This is a genomic window from Mesorhizobium sp. M0894 (assembly GCF_040319725.1).
Lineage (GTDB): Bacteria > Pseudomonadota > Alphaproteobacteria > Rhizobiales > Rhizobiaceae > Mesorhizobium.
This window is the reverse complement of record NZ_JAMYOG010000001.1, coordinates 338,466-359,892: the sequence shown is the minus strand read 5'-3', so window position 1 is coordinate 359,892 and position 21,427 is coordinate 338,466. Positions and strand designations below refer to the sequence as shown.

The following is a 21,427-nucleotide window of genomic DNA, read 5'->3' as shown; positions in this document are numbered from 1 at the left end:
AATGGGAGTTAGAACATGAACTGGAAGACAACAGCGACCGCCATCGGGTTGGCATTGCTCGCCTCGACGAGCCTGGCTCGCGCCGACGGCGAATTGAACATCTACAATTGGGGCAACTACACCAGCCCCGACGTGATCAAGAAGTTCGAGCAAAAATACAACGTCAAGGTGACCATCACCGACTACGATTCCAACGACACGGCACTGGCCAAGGTTCGCCAGGGCGGCACCGGCTTCGACATCGCGGTACCCTCACAAACCTTCGTGCCGATCTGGATCAAGGAAGGCCTCGTCCAGGAAACCGATCCGGGCAAGATGGAGAATTTCAAGAATGTGGCGCCGGAATGGGCCAATCCCGATTTCGATCCCGGCCGCAAATATTCCGTGCCGTGGGCCTGGGGCACCGTAGGCATCGTGGTGAACACCGATGTCTACAGCGGGCCGTCGAACAGTTGGGGCATCATCTTCAACACGCCCGACGAACTGAAGGGCAAGGTCAACGTCGTGCCGGAAATGAACGATGTCATGTTCGCGGCGACCAAATATGTCGGCGGCGCGCAATGCGCCAGCGACAAGGAAACGCTGAAGAAGGTGCGTGACACGCTTGTCGCGGCCAAGCCGAACTGGATTGCTATGGAATACAACACAATCGAGAAGATGGGCGCAGGCGATTTCAAGGCGACAAGCGACTGGAACGGCTCGGCTCTGCGCCAGCGGCTGGCGAACCCCAAGATCCACTATTTCTATCCCAAGGAAGGTTTTGGTCTCTGGAGCGACAATGTCATGGTCCTGAAGGATGCCAAGAACATCGAGAACGCCAAGCTGTTCCAGAACTTCATCATGGATCCGGAGAACGCCGCCGGCCTGTCGGCTTTCCACCGCTATGCCAACGGCATTGCCGGTTCGGACAAGTACATGCCGGCCGACATGAAGGACGCGCCGGAGGTCATTATCCCGGAAGCCGTCAAAGCGCGTGGCGAGCTGCAGAGACTGTGTTCCCCGGAGGTGCAGGACATCTACAGCAAAATCTGGACCGAATTACAGAAGTAACCCGGCCCACCCGGCGGCATTGCCGCCGGGTTTTTCCGGCGATCGGCCGTACACGCCATCGCCGCGGCGCTCGCCCAGAACCCAAAGACCGAAGGAAGCGCCAATGGCCGGCAAGACCGCGTTCGAAACCAGATATGGCTTTGCCCGAAACCAGGTGCTGCTCGGCAATTGGCGGGAAAGCCCGTTCAGCCGGTGGTCGTTCCAGAATGCCGGCGAGCTGGTGCCGAGCGCTGCCGTGGCGGCAAAGCCGGGCAGCAGCGAGGCGCCGGCGCAGGATTTCGGCGAGCTACTTGGTGAAAAGGTCGCTCTTGCAGGCGGCGCGGAGACTGTCGCAGCTTTTCTCAAGCGCTCCGATACCGACGCGCTGACGATCATGAAAGGCGGCAAATTCGTCGGCGACTGGTTCGCACCGCATATGGAGTTCGGGGCGCGCCACATCGTCTTTTCGATCAGCAAGTCGCTGACCGCGATTGTTGCCGGGATATTGGCAGGCGAGGGGATTTTCGATCCGCAGGCTCCGGTAAGCCGCTATCTGCCCGAAGCTGCCGGCTCGGCCTATGGCGATGCGAGTGTGCGGCACGTGCTCGACATGGGTGTCAGCCTCGACTTCGAAGAGGCCTATCTCGATCCGGAAAGCGCCTTCGCCCGCTATCGCCGCGCCATGCTGTGGAATCCAGGCGGGGGCACCGAGAGCCTGGCCACTTTCCTCATGACGCTGCAGGGCCTGGCCGAGCCGCATGGCCGGACGTTCCGCTACCGTTCGCCCAATTCCGACCTGCTCGGCATCCTGCTCGAACGTGCGTCGGGCCGGCGCTTCGCCGATCTGATGCGCGAGAAATTATGGGAGCCGCTCGGCGCTGTCAGCGAAGCTTCGGTAACCGTGGACATGGAAGGCACGGCGCGTGCGGCCGGCGGCATTTCGGTGACGCCGCGCGACCTCGCCCGGGTCGGCGAGATGATGCGGCAAGGCGGCATGGCCAATGGCTGCCGTATCGTGCCGGAGAGCTGGGTGCGCGACACGACCGAAACTGGCGGTGACGCCGAGGCTTGGCAACGCGGCACGATGGCGTTCCTGTTTCCGCGTGGCCGCTATCGCAACAAATGGTACCAGACGGGCGCGGCAAGCGGCGCCTTCTGCGGCATCGGCATCCACGGCCAGTGGCTTTACGTCAATCCGAAGGCCGAAATGGTAATCGCAAAGATGTCGTCGCAGCCGGTACCGGTCGACGATCCGCTCGATTTGGATATGATTTCTTTCCTCGAGGCGCTGAGCCGGATGGTCTGATCCGATCCAGACAGCCCGACCTTTCCTGTGGACCTCTCGCCGGGTTGAAAATGGCGCGGTTGGCGCATCGGTGCTCTGCGCCTATGGTCGCGTCTCTTTTCGACAAACAGCAGGATCGACATGGCATCCGACATCAAGCGCATCGCAACCATCATAGCCGCCGAGATCGGCGCCCGGCCCGAACAGGCCGCGGCGGCGATCGGCTTGCTCGACGACGGTGCGACCGTGCCGTTCGTTGCCCGCTACCGCAAGGAGGTCACCGGCGGCCTCGACGACACGCAGTTGCGCGACCTCGCCGAGCGGCTCGCCTATCTGCGCGAGCTCGACGCGCGCCGCGACACCATCGTTGCTTCGATCCGCGAGCAGGGCAAGCTAACGGAAGAGCTTGAGGCAAAGATCGCTGCGGCCGTCACAAAGGCCGAGCTCGAAGACATCTACCTGCCTTACAAGCCGAAGCGCCGGACCAAGGCCGAGATCGCACGCGAGCGTGGGCTGGGCCCGCTGGCGGAAGCTATTCTCGCCAACCGTACGGCCGTACCGGCCGAGCTGGCGCTGGCCTATATCAGCGAAGACGTCGTCGATACCAAGGCGGCGCTCGAGGGAGCGCGCGATATCCTGTCCGAACAGTTCGCCGAGAATGCCGAACTGGTCGGCAAGTTGCGGACCTATATGAAGGAACGCGCCTTCCTGCGCTCGCGCGTCGTCGACGGCAAGCAGGAGGCCGGCGCGAAATTCTCCGACTATTTCGACCATGTCGAGCGCTGGGCCAACGTGCCGAGCCATCGCGCGCTGGCCATGCTGCGCGGCCGCAACGAGGAGGTGCTGTCGCTCGACATCGAGGTCGATGCCGACGATGTGTCACCGGTGAAACCGGTCGAGCGGATGATCGCCGACGCCTACGCCATCGGCCGCCAGTTGCCAGGCGACCGCTGGCTGATGGAGGTCGCCGGCTGGACCTGGCGCATAAAGCTGTCGCTGCACCTGACGCTCGATCTGATGCGGGACTTGCGCGAGCGGGCCGAGGAGGAAGCAATCCATGTCTTCGCCCGCAATCTCAAGGATTTGCTGCTTGCCGCGCCCGCCGGCTCACGGCCGACGATGGGCCTCGATCCGGGCATCCGCACCGGGGTCAAAGTGGCGGTGGTGGACGGCACCGGCAAGGTTCTGGCGACGACGACGGTCTATCCGTTCCCGCCGAAGAACGATGTCCGCGGCACGCAGGCCGAACTGGCGAAGCTCATCCGGCTGCACAAGGTCGAGCTGATTTCGATCGGCAACGGCACTGGCAGCCGCGAGACCGAAAGGCTGGTGGCCGACATGCTGGCTGATATGCCGGCCGGGTCCGGGCCGAAGCCGCTCAAGGTGATCGTCAGCGAGGCCGGCGCCTCGGTCTATTCGGCGTCGGCAACGGCGGCGGCGGAATTTCCCGGCCTCGACGTGTCGCTGCGCGGGGCGGTGTCGATCGCGCGGCGCCTGCAGGATCCGCTCGCCGAACTGGTCAAGATCGAGCCGAAGTCGATAGGCGTCGGCCAGTACCAGCACGATGTCGACCAGTACCGCCTCGGCCGCTCGCTTGAGGCGGTGGTCGAGGATGCGGTCAATGCCGTCGGTGTCGATCTCAACACGGCGTCGGCGCCGCTTCTGGCGCGGGTTTCGGGTCTCGGCGCATCGCTGGCCGAAGCGATCGTTGCGCATCGCGATGCGACCGGCCCGTTCGCCAGCCGCCGCGAACTGTTGAAGGTGTCCCGCCTTGGACCCCGCGCGTTCGAGCAATGCGCCGGCTTCCTGCGCATTGCGAACGGCACCGAACCGCTCGATGCCTCGGCGGTGCATCCGGAAGCCTATGGCGTGGCCAAGAAGATCGTTGCGGCCTGCGGGCGCGACGTTCGCTCGCTGATGGGCGACAGCGCCGCACTCAAGGCGCTCGATCCGCGCGTCTTCGTCGATGAACGCTTCGGCCTGCCGACGGTGCGCGACATCCTGTCGGAGCTGGAAAAGCCCGGCCGCGATCCGCGCCCCGGCTTCAAGACCGCGACCTTTGCCGACGGCATCGACGACATCAAGGATCTGAAGCCCGGCATGCAGCTTGAAGGCACCGTCACCAATGTCGCGGCCTTCGGCGCCTTTGTCGATATCGGCGTGCACCAGGACGGATTGGTGCACGTCTCGCAACTGGCCGACCGTTTCATCAAGGACGCGCACGAGGTGGTCAAGGCCGGCGACGTGGTCAAGGTGCGTGTCGTCGACGTCGATATCAAGCGCAAGCGCATCGGCCTGTCGATGCGCAAGGACGGCGACGGTGGCGCACCGAAGCCGCGCGACAATGGCAACAGGCCGGTGCCGCGCGCGCCCACGCCCCAACGCCAGCCGGAGCGGCCGGCGCAGCAGGGCGCGTTCGGCGCCGCTTTGGCCGATGCGTTGAAGCGGAAGTAATTTCGCGAGCCGGGCTGTGGCAGGTCATACGGCGGCGCTCGACATTGATGATCCATCACCAATGCTCATGGGTCGGCGAAGCTATTTCGTTTGATTTTTTCAGGACGGGAGCCGATAAGCCGCGCGTTTCAAGATTTCTGTTTGATGCATGTCGTTATCCCCAAGCTGCTCAACACCCTCGGGTCAGGCCCGCGGGCAAGCTTTGGGCGACATGCATAAGTTTGGGAGACCGAGAGCCATGGCCGCCGATAAGAACGCATTCGTCTGGGATGATCCTTTCCTGATCGAGGACCAGCTTTCGGAGGACGAGCGCATGGTGCGCGAAGGCGCCGCGGCGTTTGCCGCCGACAAGCTCGCTCCGAAGATCGAGGAAGCCTATCTCGAGGAGAAGACCGACGCCGGCATCTTTCGCGAAATGGGCGAGGCCGGTCTGCTCGGCATCACCATTCCCGAGGAATATGGCGGGCTCGGCGCCAATTACGTCACCTACGGGCTGGTGGCGCGCGAGGTCGAGCGCGTCGATTCCGGCTATCGCTCGATGATGAGCGTGCAGTCGTCGCTGGTGATGTATCCGATCCACGCCTATGGCTCGGAAGAGCAGCGCAAGAAATACCTGCCGAAGCTGGCGTCGGGCGAATGGATCGGCTGTTTCGGCCTGACCGAACCTGATGCCGGTTCCGACCCGGGCGGCATGAAGACGCGGGCCGAAAAGACTGCGAGCGGCTACAGGATCTCCGGCTCGAAAATGTGGATTTCCAACGCGCCGATCGCCGACGTGTTCGTCGTCTGGGCAAAATCGGCCGCGCATGACAACGAGATTCGCGGCTTTGTCCTGGAAAAGGGCATGAACGGGCTGTCGGCGCCGAAGATCGGCGGCAAGCTGTCGCTGCGAGCGTCGATCACCGGCGAAGTGGTGATGGAAGGCGTCGAAGTCGGCGAGGACGCGCTGCTGCCCAATGTCTCGGGCTTGAAGGGGCCGTTCGGCTGCCTCAACCGCGCGCGCTACGGCATCTCCTGGGGCGCCATGGGCGCGGCGGAGGATTGCTGGCACCGCGCCCGCCAGTATGGCCTCGACCGCAAGCAGTTCGGCAAGCCGCTGGCCGGCACGCAGCTTTTCCAGAAGAAGCTCGCCGACATGCAGACCGAGATCGCGCTCGGCCTGCAGGGCAGCCTGCGCGTCGGGCGGCTGATGGATGAAGGCAAGATGGCGCCGGAGATGATCTCGCTCGTCAAGCGCAACAATTGCGGCAAGGCGCTCGACATCGCCCGCCAGGCCCGCGACATGCATGGCGGCAACGGCATCCAGATCGGATACCACGTCATGCGCCACGCCCAGAACCTGGAAACCGTCAACACCTATGAGGGCACCCATGACGTGCATGCGCTGATCCTCGGACGGGCGCAGACCGGATTGCAGGCGTTCTTTTAGCATTGGCAGATGTCCTCCGCTTCCAGGACGCCACTGCTTGGCATCTTCCCTCGCAAAGCGGCAGATCGGCAATTTTCGCCGACGGTACCACATTTTGTTCTTGCTTTGTGCCGGCAGCTATGCTACTAATTTGGCTATGGTGCTAATTGGCACCGGCGACCCGCCCACCGAGGCGGGTTTTCTTTTCAGCTCTTTTGGACCACGCATCGCGCGGGTTGCCGATCATCGATATCGGCGGGACAGTGCCCGGTGCTGATCCACCGGCCTTCGGCTCTGCAGCGTTGCAACGTCTGCGGCCACGCTGCGGAATCCCAGGGTCGGCGCTCCGTTTGTGAGGCTGTGAAGGCTGCTTAATTTAGGTGCAGCGCAACATCTCTGCTTGGAGAATGGTCAGCATTCGTGTCAGGGTTCAGCGAACTCCTTTTGAAACGCCGACTTCAGGGGCACCATGGCAATTCTGGCAGCCGTCTATCACCTGACCCACTACAAATACGACCGGCCGGTCGTATTGGGCCCGCAAGTCATAAGGTTGCAGCCTGCGCCGCATTCCCGCACCAAAGTGCTCAGCCATTCGCTGAAGGTCGGGCCGGCAAACCACTTCGTCAATCTGCAGCAGGACCCCTACGGCAATTTCCTTGCCCGCTTCGTCTTCCCCGAGCCGGTAACGGAATTGAAGATCGAGGTCGATCTCGTTGCCGACATGACGGTCTACAATCCGTTCGATTTCTTCGTCGAACCGTCGGCCGAGACGTTTCCGTTCGAATACCCGGAAGAGATCAGGGACGATCTGACCATCTACCGGACGCCGGAACCGGCAGGGCCACTGTTGCAGGCGTTCCTCAAAACCATCGACCGCAGTGCGACCAATACCGTCAATTTTGTCGTCGACCTCAATGCGCGGCTGCAGCGCGAGATCGCCTATATCGTGCGCATGGAAACCGGCGTCTTCTCGCCCGAGGAAACGCTGGCCGCCGGCAAGGGATCCTGCCGCGATTCGAGCTGGCTCCTGGTGCAGATACTGAGGAACCTCGGCATCGCCGCGCGTTTCGTCTCCGGCTATCTGATCCAGCTCAAACCCGACCTCGTCGCGCTCGACGGACCGCCCGGTACGGCGACCGATTTCACTGACCTCCATGCCTGGTGCGAGGTGTATCTGCCGGGCGCCGGCTGGATCGGCTTCGACCCGACCTCCGGCCTGCTTACCGGCGAAAGCCATGTGCCGCTCGCGGCAACGCCGCATTTCCGCAATGCCGCGCCGATCTCCGGCATGGCGAGCTTCGCCAATGTCGAATTCGGCTTCGACATGCGGGTCGACCGCATCGCCGAACATCCGCGCATCACCAAGCCGTTCTCCGACGAGAGCTGGCAGGCGCTCGACGCGCTGGGCGTCGAGGTCGATGCAGCACTCCAGGCCGGCGACGTGCGGCTGACCATGGGCGGCGAGCCGACCTTCGTCTCAATCGACGATTTCGAGGCGGCCGAGTGGAACACCGCCGCCGTCGGGCCAACAAAACGCGAAAAGGCCGATGCGCTGATCCGCCGGCTGCGCGAACGCTTCGCGCCGGGCGGCTTCCTGCATTACGGACAGGGCAAATGGTACCCCGGCGAAAGCCTGCCGCGCTGGACGTTCTCGCTTTACTGGCGCACCGACGGCGAGCCGGTGTGGAGCGATCCGTCACTGATCGCACATGAAAAGAGCGAGGCGGATGTCGGACCGAAGCAGGCCGAGAGCCTGCTGACCGCGATTGCCGACGAACTCGGCATCGACAAGACGATGGTCAGCGAAGCCTATGAGGATCCGGCCGAATGGCTGCTCAAGGAAGGCAAGCTGCCGGACAATGTCGATCCCTCCAATTCGAAGCTGGAGGACCCGGAGGAGCGCAGCCGCATGGCGCGGGTGTTCGAACGCGGGCTGACCAAGCCGTCGGGCTACGTGCTGCCCGTCCAGCGCTGGAACAGCCAGGCTTCCGGACCGCGCTGGCGCTCGGAGAAGTGGAAGACGCGGCGCGGCAGGCTGTTCCTGGTGCCCGGCGATTCGCCGGTCGGCTACCGCCTGCCGCTCGGCACGCTGCCTTATGTGCCGCCGGCGCAGTTCCCCTATATCGTACCGGTCGATCCATCGCTGCCGCGCGGACCATTGCCGGCGCGTGAGGCGATCTTGCCCGGTGCTGCTTCTTCGCCCGCTCCGGCCGAACTGGAAGGCGCCGACGAAATGGCGCGACGCCAGCAGGCGGTCTCCTTCACGGCCGTTACCGGCCAGCAAGACCGCGTCGAACAGGAGATTACCGAGATCGGCGGCGCCGTGCGCACAGCGCTTTCGGTCGAGCCGCGCGACGGACGGCTTTGTGTGTTCATGCCGCCGGTCGAGGCGCTGGAGGATTATCTCGAACTGGTCGCGGCGGCGGAGAACGCGGCAAGGGCTATCGGCCTGCCGGTGCATATCGAGGGCTACGGCCCGCCGCACGATCCGCGCCTCAATGTCATCCGTGTCGCACCCGATCCCGGCGTCATCGAGGTCAATATCCACCCCGCCGCGAATTGGCAGGATTGCGTGGCGACGACCACGGCGATCTACGAAGAGGCGCGGCAGACGCGGCTTGGCGCCGACAAGTTCATGATCGACGGCCGTCACACCGGCACCGGCGGCGGCAACCACGTCGTCGTCGGCGGTGCCACGCCCAATGACAGTCCGTTCCTGCGCCGCCCCGACCTGTTGAAGAGCCTGGTGCTGCAATGGCAGCGGCATCCGTCGCTATCCTATCTGTTCTCCGGCCTGTTCATCGGCCCGACCAGCCAGGCGCCGCGCTTCGACGAGGCACGACACGATTCGCTCTACGAACTCGAGATCGCGATGGCGCAGGTGCCGCATCCGGACAAGGGCGCGGCACCCCTGCCGTGGCTGGTCGACCGGCTGTTCCGCAACCTCCTGACCGACGTGACGGGCAATACGCATCGCTCCGAAATCTGTATCGACAAGCTGTTTTCGCCGGACGGGCCGACCGGCCGGCTGGGGCTGGTCGAATTCCGCGGCTTCGAGATGCCGCCCAACGCGCGCATGAGCCTGGCGCAGCAATTGCTGGTGCGCGCCATCATCGCCCGGGCCTGGAAGAACCCGCTCGACGGCCGCTTCGTACGCTGGGGCACCTCGCTGCACGACCGTTTCATGCTGCCGCATTATGTCTGGGCGGATTTTCTCGATGTGCTGGACGACCTCAAGCTGAACGGCTTTGCGTTCCGTCCGGAATGGTTCGACGCCCAGCTCGAATTCCGCTTTCCGTTCTGCGGCGAGGTCCAGCATGCCGGCATCAAGCTGGAGCTCAGGCAAGCACTGGAGCCTTGGCATGTGATGGGCGAGCAAGGCGCGATCGGCGGCACGGTGCGCTTTGTCGATTCCTCCGTCGAACGGCTGCAGGTGAAGACCGAGGGGCTCAACCCGGAACGTCACGCCGTCGTCTGCAACGGCCGCCGGGTGCCGATGAAGGTGACCGACAACCGCGAGATCGCGGTGGCCGGCGTTCGCTTCAAGGCCTGGCAGCCGGCGTCGGGCCTGCATCCGGCGCTGCCGGTCAACACGCCGCTGGTCTTCGATATCTATGACCGCTGGTCGGGCCGCGCGGTTGGCGGTTGCGTCTACCATGTGGCACATCCCGGCGGGCGCAGCTACGACACGTTCCCGGTCAACGGCAATGAAGCGGAGGCGCGGCGGCTCGCCCGCTTCGAGCCGCGTGGCCATACTCCGTCCGGCTATGTGCTGCGCAACGAAGAAGTCTCTGAAGATTTCCCGATGACCCTTGACCTTCGGCGGCCGCAAAGACTCTGATCAGCCATGGCGAAGGGGAATCACAAAAAGCTGCGCAGCAAGCCGCAGACCCACAGTCTGCTGGAGCACTATCAACCGATCGACGGCGTCGTCGACGAGATGGTCGATGCGTCGGGCAATCCGCGGCCGGCCTGGCGGCACTTCATCGAGGCACTGGAGGACCTGGGGCCGGAAAAGCTTGCCCAGCGTTTTGCCCGCGCCGACCAGTACCTGCGCGATGCCGGCGTCTACTACCGCGTCTACGACAAGGCCGGCGCCAATGAGCGGGAATGGCCGCTGGCGCATGTGCCGCTGCTGATCGAGGAGGAGGAATGGGCTGACATCAGCGCCGGCCTGGTCCAGCGCGCCGATCTGTTCGAGGAGACCATCGCCGACATTTACGGGCCGAACCGGCTGGTCGAGAAAGGCATTCTGCCGGCTGGATTGATCGCGGCCAGCTCGGAATATTTGCGGCCGGTCGTCGGCACCAGGCCTGCCAGCGGCCATTTCCTGCATTTCTGCGCCTTCGAGCTCGGTCGTGGCCCGGACGGCCGCTGGTGGGTGCTTGGCGACCGCACCCAGGCGCCATCGGGCGCCGGCTTTGCGCTGGAAAACCGCGTCGCCACCACAAGGGCACTGTCCGACATTTACGGCGAGATGCATGTGCACCGCTTGGCCGGTTTCTTCCGCCGTTTTCGCGATGCGCTGATCGGCATGGCCAAGCAAGCCGGCGGCCGTGTCGCCATCCTGACGCCGGGACCGCTGAACGAGACCTATTATGAACATGCCTATATCGCCCGCTATCTCGGCATCATGCTGCTCGAGGGCGAGGACCTGACTGTCTCCGGCGGCAGGCTGATGGTGCGCACAGTTTCGGGGCTGATGCCGGTCAGCGTCTTGTGGCGACGGCTCGACGCTGCCTTTGCCGATCCGCTCGAGTTGCGGTCGGACTCGCAGATCGGCACGCCGGGGCTGGTCGAAGCGGTCCGGCAAGGGGCGGTTTCGGCCGTCAATGCACTGGGTTCCGGCCTGATGGAGACGCGCGCTCTGCTCGCCTTCCTGCCGAAGATTTCGCGCGCCCTGCGCAATGAGGAACTGCTGCTGCCGACCGTCGCGACATGGTGGTGCGGGCAGGATACGGAGCGCGAACATGTGCTCGCCAATATCGATAGCATGGTGATCGGCCCGGCACTGTCGACGCGGCTTGCCTTCGAGGACGACGGCTCGACCAAGCTCGGGTCAGCGCTGTCGACCGAGGAACGGGCCGAGCTCGTCGCCCGGATCGAACAAGACGGCGGCGACTTTGTCGGCCAGGAAGCGGTGACGCTGTCGACCACTCCTGTCTATGTCAGCGGCTGGCTGGAGCCGCGGCCGGCAAGCCTGCGCGTCTATCTGGCGCGGACGCCGGAAGGCTGGACCGTGATGCCGGGCGGTTTTGCCCGTGTCGGCTTCTCGCTCGACCCGACGGCCATCGCCATGCAGCGCGGCGGCCAGGCGGCGGATGTTTGGGTGGTCAGCGACAGGCCGGTGGAGCGTGAGACGCTGCTGCCGCAGGAGCATGACAGCTTCACCCGAACCTTGCCGGGCAGCCTGCCCAGCCGCGCGGCGGAAAACCTGACATGGCTCGGCCGCTATATCGAGCGATCGGAAGACACGGTGCGCATCCTGCGCGCCTACCACGTGCGGCTGGCCGAGACATCCGATCCCGAGATGCCGCTGCTCGCCGACATCAGGGACTATCTCGCGCCGTTCGGTATCGACGTCGAGACGGCAATCCCGTTGGGGCTCATCGGCACGCTGGACAGCGCCGTGTACAGCGCCGGGCAGATCCGCGACCGCTTCTCGCCCGATGGCTGGCTGGCATTGAAGGACCTGTCGAAGACGATCCATCAATTTGCCGTGACAGTGGCGCCGGGCGACGACGCGACAAGGGCAATGACGGTCATCCTGCGCAAGCTGGCCGGGTTTTCCGGCCTGCTGCACGAGAACATGTACCGCTTTGCCGGCTGGCGTTTCCTGGAAATCGGCCGCAGGCTCGAACGCGGCATCCAGATCGCCCGCACGCTCGCCCGACTGACCAGGGCCGAGGCGCCGGAAGGCGCGCTCGACATGATGCTGGAGATCGGCGACAGCGTCATGACCCACCGCCGGCAATATCCGGTGCAGGCGGGACGGCGTACCGTGGTCGACCTTCTGGCGCTCGATCCGCTCAACCCGCGCTCAATCCTGTTCCAGCTCGAACGGCTGAAGGCCGAAATCGCGCTGCTGCCCTCTGTCGGCGGTGAAGGCCATATGTCGCCGGCGGCCAAGGAAATCCTGCAGCTCAACACGTCGATCGCCATCAGGGAGCCCTCGGACATGACGGCCAAGGCCCTCAGCGATCTCGCCAATGAAATCGGCGGCCTCTACAACAGCCTCTCCAAAGCCTATTTCGGATAGAGACGGCATGCTCTACGACATCAGGCTTCACCTGCGTTACGACTATGATGCGGCGGCCGGCGGCGGCCGCCATCAGGTGCGTGTGCTGCCGCCGACCATCCCTGGCGTACAGCGCGTCATCGCCGCTTCACTGTCTTTTGTGCCGGCGCCCAGCGAACGCTCCGACTTTTCCGACTTTTTCGGCAACAGTGTCACCTCGATCGCCTTTCGTGACGCACATGATGCGCTCGACATCAGGATGAGCGCGCGTGTTTCAGTGTCGCGGCCGGAGCCCGGGCTCGACGTATCGCCCGACCTACGCCGGCTGAGGGAAGAACTCGGCGCGGTGCACTCGCTGGCGCCGGCTTCGCCGCATCACTTTCTGGCCGCCAGCGATCATGCCGGCATCGACCCGGCAATCACTGCCTATGCGAAAGGCAGTGCCAGCAGTTCGACGGTCGGCACGGCCATGGCTCTGTGCAACCGCATTCACCGCGATTTCACCTATGACGGCGAGGCGACCACGGTGCAGACGCGGGCCAGCGACGCCTTCGGCCTGAAGCGCGGCGTCTGCCAGGATTTTTCCCATATCATGATCGCCGGCCTGCGTGGCCTCGGCATTCCTGCAGGCTATGTCAGCGGATTCCTACGCACCATCCCGCCGCGTGGGAAGCCGCGGCTCGAAGGCGCCGACGCCATGCATGCCTGGGTCAAGGTGTGGTGCGGGCGCGATGCCGGCTGGCAGGAATTCGATCCGACCAACGGCATGCGGGCAAGCAACGATCATATCACGGTCGGCTATGGCCGCGACTACTCCGATGTGGCGCCGATCGTCGGCGTGCTGAAAACCACGGGCGGGCAGGTTGGCGAGCAGGCAGTCGACGTCATACCGGTCGTGCTCGAAAAGGCGTGACGGCACCTCCTCGTTGCACGGCGTCGTCGTTAATCTGTCCTGGCAATCAAAAGGCGGTGGAACCCGCAGCCAGCAGGCGGCTTATCTACGGAAATTCCGTGGAGAGGACATGCTGGACAAATCCGGGTCGTCGTCTGGCCGATCGGCTGTTAGGAAAGCTGCACCAAAGAACGGGGTGCCGCGGAACGGAGCGCTGGAGAACGGCGCGCACGCCTCGGCCGTTCGGGCCTCGCTCAACTATGTCGCCGACACCGAACCCGGTATTCGCCGGCTGCGTTCAGGCAACGGGTTCTCGTACAAAGGGCCCGACGGACGTGCCGTCGACCAGGACGCGCTGGCACGCATCAAGGCGCTCGCCATTCCACCGGCCTGGACGGATGTGTGGATCTCGGCGGATGCCGACGGTCACATTCAGGCAACCGGTCGGGACCAGCGCGGGCGCAAGCAATACCGCTATCATCAGCACTGGGCGGAGGAGCGTGACGGGGTCAAATACTCGAGCCTCATCGCCTTCGCCGAAAGCCTGCCCGAATTGCGACGGCAGATCGATGCCGATCTGCGCCGTCACGGCCTGCCGCTGGAACGCGTCGTTGCGGCCATCGTCTGGCTGCTCGACAACACGATGATCCGCGTCGGCAACGCCGCCTACGCCCGCGATAACAAGAGTTTTGGGCTGACCACGCTGCGCGACCGCCATGTCGACATCAAGGGCTCGAGCCTGCGTTTTGCCTTCATCGGCAAATCCGGCAAGGAATGGAGATTGAAGCTTGTCGATCGCCGGATCGCCAAGATCGTGCGTGGAGCGCAGGACCTGCCGGGCCAGAAACTGTTCCAGTATCTCGACGAGGAAGGAAACAGGCATCCGGTGCGCTCCGACGACGTCAACCGCTATATCAGGGAGAATGCCGGCGTCGAGTTCAGCTCCAAGCATTTCAGAACGTGGGGCGGAACCATCCACGCGGCGTCGCTGTTTGCGCAAACCGAACGCCCGGAAGGCCAGGCACAACAAAAGCGGGCGATGAACGGCGTCATCGACAAGGTTGCCGAGCGGCTCGGTAATACGCGCGCCGTCTGCCGCCGCTGCTACATCCATCCGGAAGTCTTCCGCGCCTGGTCCGAAGGAGGGCTGCTTGGCGAAATGGCGGACGCCAACAGAGGCAAGCGCTCGATCGCCGGGCTCGACGACGAGGAGGCCCTGGTCTTGAGATGGCTGAAGGCGAGGGAATGACGCAGGACCGGGGGCGTATTTTTTTGTCGACGCCATGTCGGGATCGGTCCTAGTGTTTCGTCCTTTGACAGAGAAAAGGACGACCCATGCTCTACGCGATCCTCTGCTATGCCTCTGAAGACGTCGTCTGCTCCTGGAGCAAGGAGCAGGACGATGCCGTCATGGAAAAACTTATCGGCGTACAAGAGAAATATGCCAACGCCGGGCGGCTTGGCCCCGTGGCGCGGCTTTTGCCGACGACGGCGGCGACAACGCTGCGAAAGGTCAAGGGCGAATCGATCGTCATCGACGGCCCGTTTGCCGAAACCAAGGAACAGTTCCTCGGCTTCTACACGCTCGAATGCGCCGACCTCGACGAGGCCGTCGACTTCGCGCGCGAGCTTTCCGAGGTCAACCCGAGCGGCGGCTCCTACGAGATCCGGCCGGTCTCGCTCTTCAATCCCGCCAAGGTTTCCGCATGACCGAACTTGCCTGGATCAGCACGGCAATCAGCACCGCTCGCCCGCAGGCGATGGGAGCATTGCTGCGCTACTTCCGCGACCTCGACGCGGCGGAGGAAGCATTCCAGGACGCCTGCCTGAGGGCCCTGAACAACTGGCCGAAAAATGGCCCGCCGCGCGATCCGGCAGCCTGGCTGATCTTCGTCGGCCGCAACAGCGGCATCGATGCGGTGCGCAAGCGCGCCAAGCAGGCGCCGCTGCCGGAGGAGGACCAGATCTCCGATCTCGACGATGCCGAGAGCGACATCGCCGAGCGGCTGGACGGTGCGCATTACCGCGACGATATTTTGCGGCTGCTGTTCATCTGCTGCCATCCCGACCTGCCGGCCACCCAGCAGATCGCGGTGGCGTTGCGCATCGTCTCCGGCCTGACGGTCAAGCAGATCGCCCGCGCCTTCCTCGTCGGGGAAAGCGCCATGGAGCAGCGTATCACGCGCGCCAAGGCGCGTATCGCCGATGCCGGGGTGCCGTTCGAGACGCCGGGAGCGGTCGAGCGCTCCGAACGGCTCGCCGCCGTCGCCGCCATGGTCTACCTGATCTTCAACGAAGGCTATTCCAGCAACAGCGGCGAGGCGTCGGCGCGTGCGCCGCTTTGCGAAGAGGCGATCCGGCTGGCCCGGCTGCTGCTCAGACTATTCCAGACCGAGCCGGAGATCATGGGGCTGACGGCGCTGTTGCTGCTGCAGCATGCACGCGCGCCGGCCCGCTTCGACGAGAACGGCGAGATCGTGCTGCTCGAAGACCAGGACCGCAGCCTGTGGAGCCGCAAAATGATCGATGAAGGCCTGGCGCTGGTCGATAAGGCGTTGCGCCATCGCAAGCCCGGTCCCTACCAGGTGCAAGCGGCGATCGCCGCGCTGCATGCACGGGCGGAAAAGCCCGAGGATACGGACTGGAACGAGATCGACCTGCTCTACGGGCTGCTCGAGCAGATGCAGCCGTCGCCGGTGGTGACGCTCAACCGCGCCGTCGCCGTCTCCAAGGTGCGTGGACCGGAAGCCGCACTCGCCATGATCGAGCCGCTGGAGCAAAGGCTTTCCGGTTATTTCCACTTCTTCGGCCTCAAGGGCGGCCTGCTGATGCAGCTTGGCCGCGGCGACGAGGCGCGTGTCGCTTTCGACCGCGCCATCGCGCTTGCCAACACGGCAGCCGAGGCGGCGCATATCCGCATGCATATCGACCGGCTGATGAAAGAAGGCGCCAAGCAAAGGGCGCATTGATCCGACGCCTCCGCCTGGTTCAACGGTCTGACCTTTGCTTAGACCATGCCGGGGTGGCGATTTTTCCCTGAAACGAGTAATGCCACGCCATGACAGTGCCTGATGTGCCGACCAGCACAGAGACGGCGTGGCACAAGGCTTTGACCGACGCCATATGAGCGGCGGGATCTGAAAGGGATGAAAATGACGATTGCGAAGGAAACGGCCGGGCTTCTGGCGAAACTGGGTGTTGCCGAGGGCGCGCTTACAGGCGGCGATCTCATCGTGCGTAGCCCGGTGACCGGCGAGCAGATCGCCGCGCTGAAAACCATCTCGCCGGCCGACGCGGCAACGACCATCGACAATGCCCATAAAGCTTTCCTGGCGTGGCGGCAGGTACCAGCTCCCAAGCGCGGCGAACTGGTGCGGCTGCTCGGCGAGGAATTGCGCACACACAAGGCCGAGCTTGGCCGGTTGGTCTCGATCGAAGTCGGCAAGATTCCATCCGAGGGTCTTGGCGAAGTGCAGGAGATGATCGACATCTGCGATTTCGCCGTCGGTCTCTCCCGGCAATTGTACGGCCTGACCATCGCCACCGAGCGCCCCGGCCACCGCATGATGGAGACCTGGCATCCGCTCGGCGTCGTCGGCGTCATTTCGGCCTTCAATTTCCCGGTGGCGGTCTGGTCGTGGAATGCAGCGCTGGCGCTGGTCTGCGGCGACGCGGTGGTGTGGAAGCCGTCCGAGAAGACACCGCTGACGGCGCTCGCCTGCGAAGCGATCTTCAAGCGCGCGGCAAATCGTTTCGGCGATGCGCCGGAAGGGCTGGCGCCCGTGCTGATCGGCGATCGCGCCGTCGGCGAGATCCTGGTCGACCATCCGAAGGTGCCGTTGGTCTCCGCCACCGGTTCGACGCGCATGGGCAGGGATGTCGGCCCACGGCTGGCCAAGCGCTTTGCCCGTGCCGTGCTTGAGCTCGGCGGCAACAACGCCGGCATCGTCTGCCCGACGGCCGATCTCGACATGGCGCTGCGCGCCATCGCCTTCGGCGCCATGGGCACGGCCGGCCAGCGCTGCACGACGCTCAGGCGCCTGTTCGTGCATGAAAGCGTCTATGATCACCTCGTTCCGCGCCTGAAGAAGGCCTATGAAAGCGTCTCGGTCGGCAATCCGCTGGAGACAAGCGCTCTCGTCGGCCCGCTGATCGACAAGGCTGCCTACGAGAACATGCAGAAGGCGTTGGAGGACGCGGCTTCGCATGGCGGTAAGATAACCGGCGGAATGCGGGTCGAGAACGGCCATGCGGAGGCCTACTATGTGCGTCCGGCGCTGGTCGAAATGCCGCGCCAAGTTTCGCCGGTGACGGAGGAGACCTTCGCGCCGATCCTCTATGTGATGAAATATTCGGATTTCGACGCCGTGCTCTATGAGCACAATGCGGTCGGCGCGGGGCTTTCCTCGTCCATCTTCACCCGCGACCTGCAGGAATCCGAGCGTTTCCTCGGCGTCGACGGTTCGGACTGCGGCATTGCCAACGTCAATATCGGCACTTCGGGGGCCGAGATCGGCGGCGCCTTCGGTGGCGAGAAGGAAACCGGCGGCGGCCGCGAGTCGGGCTCGGATGCCTGGAAGGCCTATATGCGCCGCGCTACCAATACGGTGAACTACTCCAAGGCGCTGCCGCTTGCGCAGGGCGTGTCGTTCGACATCGATTGAAATGCCAGACCGTCGTGGTGGCGGCGCCAAAGCCGCCACGACGGCGTTTGGCTCGCCGTTCAGCTGGCTTCGGAAGTTACAACACAATTGTCGAAGGCTGCATCGATGATGGCGAGCTTGACCGCCTGGGCAGTCATGTATTCCTGATAGAACTCGCTCGAAACCCACATGACCGAGTGACCCCGCTGGCCCAACCAGCCAATGCTGCCGAGTTCCTCGGCATCGCGCAATTTGCGTGACAGGTGGGTCCGGGAAAGCTTGAGCCAGTTCGCGAAATCTCCGATTGAGACGACACCGGTCGGAATTCGGTCCAGGTCGGCATGATCGGGATCGACGCCAGACATCAGCCAATCCATGACGATGCCGCCATTGTCGAGCCAGGTGAACAAGGAAAAGGTCTGTCTCGGCTCCCGCACGGCATGCGACGAAAGCAGGCCGTCGGCCACCAGCGGCTGCAGTTTGGCGAGCAGGTCCGGTTGTGCGACGAATGCAGCCAGTCGAAATCCATTGTCCAGGCTGTCCAGCGTTTTCAGATGCGCCATGACCCAGCCGGCAACCGTCTCCAGAGTGCCCGCGGTCGGCTCAAAGGGGCGGATGCGCCCGTATTTGATCGGCAGATGCCGAATGAAACCGTAATGCAGCATCTCCTTCAGGAAGGCGTCGGCGGTGTTGCGGCTGGCCACCGAATGCCGGCAGATGTCGTCCATGAACCGTGCAGACGTAAGTCCCTTGCGATGATCGTCCGGCTCTCGATTGAAATACAAGCCAAGGCCGATATGGGCCATCAGCCAACGCTGTTGCGCGGCGAATACGGAGGCCAGCCGCGGGTTCGCTTCATAGGTTTGGAGAAGCGTCCGCGACTGAGCCTGGACGTGGCGACGCAGTGCCGGATGGCGGGCAATGTCTTCAGAAACCAGCGCCATCCCCGCCGAGCCCAACCAAGTTTGCAACTGGAAATACCGATCACAATTTCAGCCTTCGCGGGTCGTGTCCAGCGCCGGCGGATCAGGATAAGAGCTGAATCCTGCCGGCTAGTGGCTGAATTCCGCGACTTGATCGCCGAGGCCCCTGATCTCGCGGCAGAAGGCTAGCCTGCTTGAACCCACCAATGATGGCTTCGCCTGTCCAGCACGTGCTCCCGCCGATGGCGACACGGAACCAACACAAGTTTTGCTCGTTGAAGAACGCTGATTGGACTGAGACAGTGAGGAACTACAAAATGGAGAATGGCCTTTTCGCCACGCCGCCTGCAGCGTTCCGGAAAACAGAGTCGGTTTGGCTACGGGCGCTCAAGTGGCTGTTACGCCGGGTGCGCAGCGCCTCCGACAGCTCGGGAACCATGTTGAAACCAATCCTTTCCGGACCCGAGAATGATAGCGGGCCCACTACGCCTCGACGCGCTTGAGGCCGAAGCGCGCTGCGATCTTGACGCCAAAAATAACCGCTCACATGTCTCTTTATGGCTGCCGCCGCGGCCGAGAGCCATGACCGCTTTGAAGGCCCGCCACCGCGGCGTGTTCGCCTGATGCAGCAGGCGAGAGCGGCGGTGGCACGCAGCGGCGGGAACCATCGGGCATGCTTGGCTATTAGATACAGGCGGCTGCTGGTCTGCCGGGCCAGGAGCCATTTGCTATGATCATCAATCCCCCACCGGAAAGCGCCATCCCGGCATCCGTTCCGTCGGTCGATCCAAAAGCCGCCCCGACGCCTCGCAATGCCGAAGCGGAGGTCTTTTATATCGAAGCGATCCGCGAGCTTGTCGCGACGGGCATCCCCTTTCTCGTCGCCGGCACCTATGCCGTAAGCGCCTATACCGGGATCATCCGCCCGACCAAGGATCTCGACATTTTCTGCAAGGCCGGCGACTGCCCGCGCATCCTCGCCCATTTCAAGCAGATCGGCTATGCGGTCGTGGTCGAGGACGACCGGTGGCTCGGCAAGGTGTTCAGGGGCACGCATTTTTTCGACGTCATCTTCACCTCGATGAACGGCACAATGCCTGTCGACGACCAGTGGCTGGAGCATGCTCGCCAGGCCGAATTGCTGGGCAGCCACGTGCGGATCATCGGCCCAACCGAGCTTATCTGGTCCAAATGCTTCATCCAGGACCGCGGCCGGCATGATGGCGCCGACGTCGCGCACACCATCCTCAAGGCGCACGACCAGATCGACTGGCAAAGGCTGCTTTCCTACATGGAAGTTCATTGGGAAGTCTTGCTGATGCATCTCTTGAACTTCAGATGGATCTATCCGACGGAGCGAGACCGTGTGCCCGCGTGGCTGCTCGACGAGTTGCTCGACCGGCTGGCCAAGCAGCGCGAATTGCCGCCTTCCCGGATGCGGATCTGCCGCGGGCGCATGCTTTCACGAACCGACTATGAGATCGACGTCAAGCAATGGGGCTTTGCCGACGTCGGCGGTGAAGGAGAATATAGCGATGGCTGACGAGCTCGAATCTGCTTCGGCAAAGGCCGAAAACGGCGGCACACTCAAGGTCGCCGCCATCGGCGATCTGCATGTCGGCAAGGAGGACCAGGCGTCGTACCGCGATCTTTTCGGCGAGATGTCGCGCGAAGCCCAGGTTCTCGTGCTGACCGGCGACCTTACCAATCTCGGCAAGCCTCGGGAGGCCGAAATCCTTGCCGAGGAACTGCGTGCCTGCACGATCCCGGTCGTCGCCGTACTTGGCAACCACGACTATGAGTCAGGCGCCGTCGAGCAGGTCACCGACATTTTGCGTCAGGCGGGCGTTCATCTCCTCGACGGCGAGGCGACGGAGATTCACGAGGTCGGGTTCGTTGGGGTCAAGGGTTTCGTTGGCGGTTTTGGATCGCGCATGCTCGGCTCCTTTGGCGAACCGGCGATCAAGTCGATGGTGGCGGAAAGCGTGAACGAAGCGATGCGGCTTGAAAACGCGATGCGGCAGGTCCGCGCCAAACGCACGCTTGTCGTTCTGCACTACGCGCCTGTCGTCGAGACGGTCGAAGGCGAGCCGCTGGAGATTTTCCCGTTTCTCGGTTCGTCACGCCTGGCCGAGACAATAGACCGGTTCCAGGTCAGCGCAGTGGTGCATGGCCATGCGCATCGTGGCGTCTATGAGGGCCGTACGCCGGGCGGAGCGTCGGTCTATAACGTTGCCATGCATGTCGCCAAGCCGACCGGCCGCCCCTACGCCATGCTCGAAATCTGACAGGCGGCGCCGCTGGCGCAAGCAATCGCCAGACAGGCTGCAGAACGATCACGGCAACTGCCGGCTGAAAGACATCCGCTTCGGCGGAATATCGTTTTCATCCGGATTGGGAATGGGGTCCTCGTCGGGGAGCCTGTCGGGGTCCGGCTCACGCACGGGCTTGGGATCGGGGATGGGAGGCGGTGGTACCGGGGTCGGTGTTGGCTCGGGTGTGGGAATAGTGGCCATCGTGATCATCTCCTCTTGGCGCAGAACAACGCAATGGGT

General features: G+C 63.7%; 14 protein-coding genes. 13 read left to right on the top strand and 1 reads right to left on the bottom strand.

Going from position 1 to position 21,427, the window contains the following annotated elements; all coding sequences use genetic code 11:
* Window positions 1-15 precede the first annotated feature (15 nt).
* From NKH91_RS01780 to amaB, 11 genes are all read left to right on the top strand, one after another.
* Window positions 16-1,050 (top strand): ABC transporter substrate-binding protein, encoded by a 1,035-nt coding sequence (locus NKH91_RS01780; protein ID WP_352845605.1) that lies wholly within the window; start codon window positions 16-18, stop codon window positions 1,048-1,050.
* A gap of 103 nt (window positions 1,051-1,153) precedes the next feature.
* Window positions 1,154-2,335 (top strand): serine hydrolase domain-containing protein, encoded by a 1,182-nt coding sequence (locus NKH91_RS01775; protein ID WP_352845606.1) that lies wholly within the window; start codon window positions 1,154-1,156, stop codon window positions 2,333-2,335.
* 120 nt (window positions 2,336-2,455) lie between these two features.
* Entirely contained in the window at window positions 2,456-4,768 is a 2,313-nt protein-coding gene (locus NKH91_RS01770) for a Tex family protein (RefSeq protein WP_352845608.1), read from the top strand.
* Window positions 4,769-5,006: 238 nt separating this feature from the next.
* Window positions 5,007-6,197: an acyl-CoA dehydrogenase gene (locus NKH91_RS01765; RefSeq protein ID WP_352845610.1), complete on the top strand. Its 1,191-nt coding sequence runs from the start codon at window positions 5,007-5,009 to the stop codon at window positions 6,195-6,197.
* 448 nt (window positions 6,198-6,645) lie between these two features.
* Window positions 6,646-10,017, top strand: a complete 3,372-nt coding sequence (locus NKH91_RS01760) for a transglutaminase family protein (protein ID WP_352494741.1) — start codon at window positions 6,646-6,648, stop codon at window positions 10,015-10,017.
* Between the two features lie 6 nt (window positions 10,018-10,023).
* A complete protein-coding gene (locus NKH91_RS01755; protein WP_352845611.1) occupies window positions 10,024-12,435 on the top strand; it encodes a circularly permuted type 2 ATP-grasp protein in 2,412 nt (803 codons plus the stop codon).
* Between the two features lie 7 nt (window positions 12,436-12,442).
* Complete coding sequence (locus tag NKH91_RS01750) at window positions 12,443-13,327, top strand: transglutaminase family protein (RefSeq protein ID WP_023720247.1); 885 nt, start codon at window positions 12,443-12,445, stop codon at window positions 13,325-13,327.
* 109 nt (window positions 13,328-13,436) lie between these two features.
* Window positions 13,437-14,555 carry a DNA topoisomerase IB gene (locus NKH91_RS01745; RefSeq protein WP_023720248.1) on the top strand — a complete coding sequence of 373 codons (1,119 nt, stop codon included), beginning with the start codon at window positions 13,437-13,439 and terminating at the stop codon, window positions 14,553-14,555.
* 86 nt (window positions 14,556-14,641) lie between these two features.
* Window positions 14,642-15,016 carry a YciI family protein gene (locus NKH91_RS01740; RefSeq protein WP_023720249.1) on the top strand — a complete coding sequence of 125 codons (375 nt, stop codon included), beginning with the start codon at window positions 14,642-14,644 and terminating at the stop codon, window positions 15,014-15,016.
* The gene (locus NKH91_RS01735; RefSeq protein WP_352481990.1) at window positions 15,013-16,275 is read left to right on the top strand and encodes an RNA polymerase sigma factor; all 1,263 of its coding nucleotides are present in this window, start codon (window positions 15,013-15,015) and stop codon (window positions 16,273-16,275) included. The genes NKH91_RS01740 and NKH91_RS01735 overlap by 4 nt, the downstream gene beginning before the upstream one ends.
* Window positions 16,276-16,458: 183 nt before the next feature.
* Entirely contained in the window at window positions 16,459-17,970 is a 1,512-nt protein-coding gene (gene amaB, locus NKH91_RS01730) for an L-piperidine-6-carboxylate dehydrogenase (RefSeq protein WP_023720251.1), read from the top strand.
* 59 nt (window positions 17,971-18,029) lie between these two features.
* Here the strand turns inward: amaB and NKH91_RS01725 are convergent, their stop codons facing one another.
* Complete coding sequence (locus NKH91_RS01725) at window positions 18,030-18,893, bottom strand: hypothetical protein (RefSeq protein WP_352481991.1); 864 nt, start codon at window positions 18,891-18,893, stop codon at window positions 18,030-18,032.
* Between the two features lie 709 nt (window positions 18,894-19,602).
* On the opposite strand from NKH91_RS01725, the gene NKH91_RS01720 reads away from it, so the two are divergent.
* Both NKH91_RS01720 and NKH91_RS01715 read left to right on the top strand, forming a co-directional pair.
* Window positions 19,603-20,415 (top strand): nucleotidyltransferase family protein, encoded by an 813-nt coding sequence (locus tag NKH91_RS01720; RefSeq protein ID WP_023720252.1) that lies wholly within the window; start codon window positions 19,603-19,605, stop codon window positions 20,413-20,415.
* Window positions 20,408-21,160 (top strand): metallophosphoesterase family protein, encoded by a 753-nt coding sequence (locus NKH91_RS01715; RefSeq protein ID WP_023720253.1) that lies wholly within the window; start codon window positions 20,408-20,410, stop codon window positions 21,158-21,160. The genes NKH91_RS01720 and NKH91_RS01715 overlap by 8 nt, the downstream gene beginning before the upstream one ends.
* Window positions 21,161-21,427: the final 267 nt, after the last annotated feature.

What these genes read in the sequence shown, in the direction of transcription:
- NKH91_RS01715 (WP_023720253.1), top strand. Translation starts at nt 20,408, where the DNA reads ATGGCTGACGAGCTCGAATCTGCTTCGGCAAAGGCCGAAAACGGCGGC.
- amaB (WP_023720251.1), top strand. Translation starts at nt 16,459, where the DNA reads ATGACGATTGCGAAGGAAACGGCCGGGCTTCTGGCGAAACTGGGTGTT.
- NKH91_RS01765 (WP_352845610.1), top strand. Translation starts at nt 5,007, where the DNA reads ATGGCCGCCGATAAGAACGCATTCGTCTGGGATGATCCTTTCCTGATC.
- NKH91_RS01720 (WP_023720252.1), top strand. Translation starts at nt 19,603, where the DNA reads ATGATCATCAATCCCCCACCGGAAAGCGCCATCCCGGCATCCGTTCCG.
- NKH91_RS01755 (WP_352845611.1), top strand. Translation starts at nt 10,024, where the DNA reads ATGGCGAAGGGGAATCACAAAAAGCTGCGCAGCAAGCCGCAGACCCAC.
- NKH91_RS01760 (WP_352494741.1), top strand. Translation starts at nt 6,646, where the DNA reads ATGGCAATTCTGGCAGCCGTCTATCACCTGACCCACTACAAATACGAC.
- NKH91_RS01770 (WP_352845608.1), top strand. Translation starts at nt 2,456, where the DNA reads ATGGCATCCGACATCAAGCGCATCGCAACCATCATAGCCGCCGAGATC.
- NKH91_RS01780 (WP_352845605.1), top strand. Translation starts at nt 16, where the DNA reads ATGAACTGGAAGACAACAGCGACCGCCATCGGGTTGGCATTGCTCGCC.
- NKH91_RS01725 (WP_352481991.1), bottom strand. Translation starts at nt 18,893, where the DNA reads ATGGCGCTGGTTTCTGAAGACATTGCCCGCCATCCGGCACTGCGTCGC.
- NKH91_RS01775 (WP_352845606.1), top strand. Translation starts at nt 1,154, where the DNA reads ATGGCCGGCAAGACCGCGTTCGAAACCAGATATGGCTTTGCCCGAAAC.
- NKH91_RS01740 (WP_023720249.1), top strand. Translation starts at nt 14,642, where the DNA reads ATGCTCTACGCGATCCTCTGCTATGCCTCTGAAGACGTCGTCTGCTCC.
- NKH91_RS01735 (WP_352481990.1), top strand. Translation starts at nt 15,013, where the DNA reads ATGACCGAACTTGCCTGGATCAGCACGGCAATCAGCACCGCTCGCCCG.
- NKH91_RS01745 (WP_023720248.1), top strand. Translation starts at nt 13,437, where the DNA reads ATGCTGGACAAATCCGGGTCGTCGTCTGGCCGATCGGCTGTTAGGAAA.
- NKH91_RS01750 (WP_023720247.1), top strand. Translation starts at nt 12,443, where the DNA reads ATGCTCTACGACATCAGGCTTCACCTGCGTTACGACTATGATGCGGCG.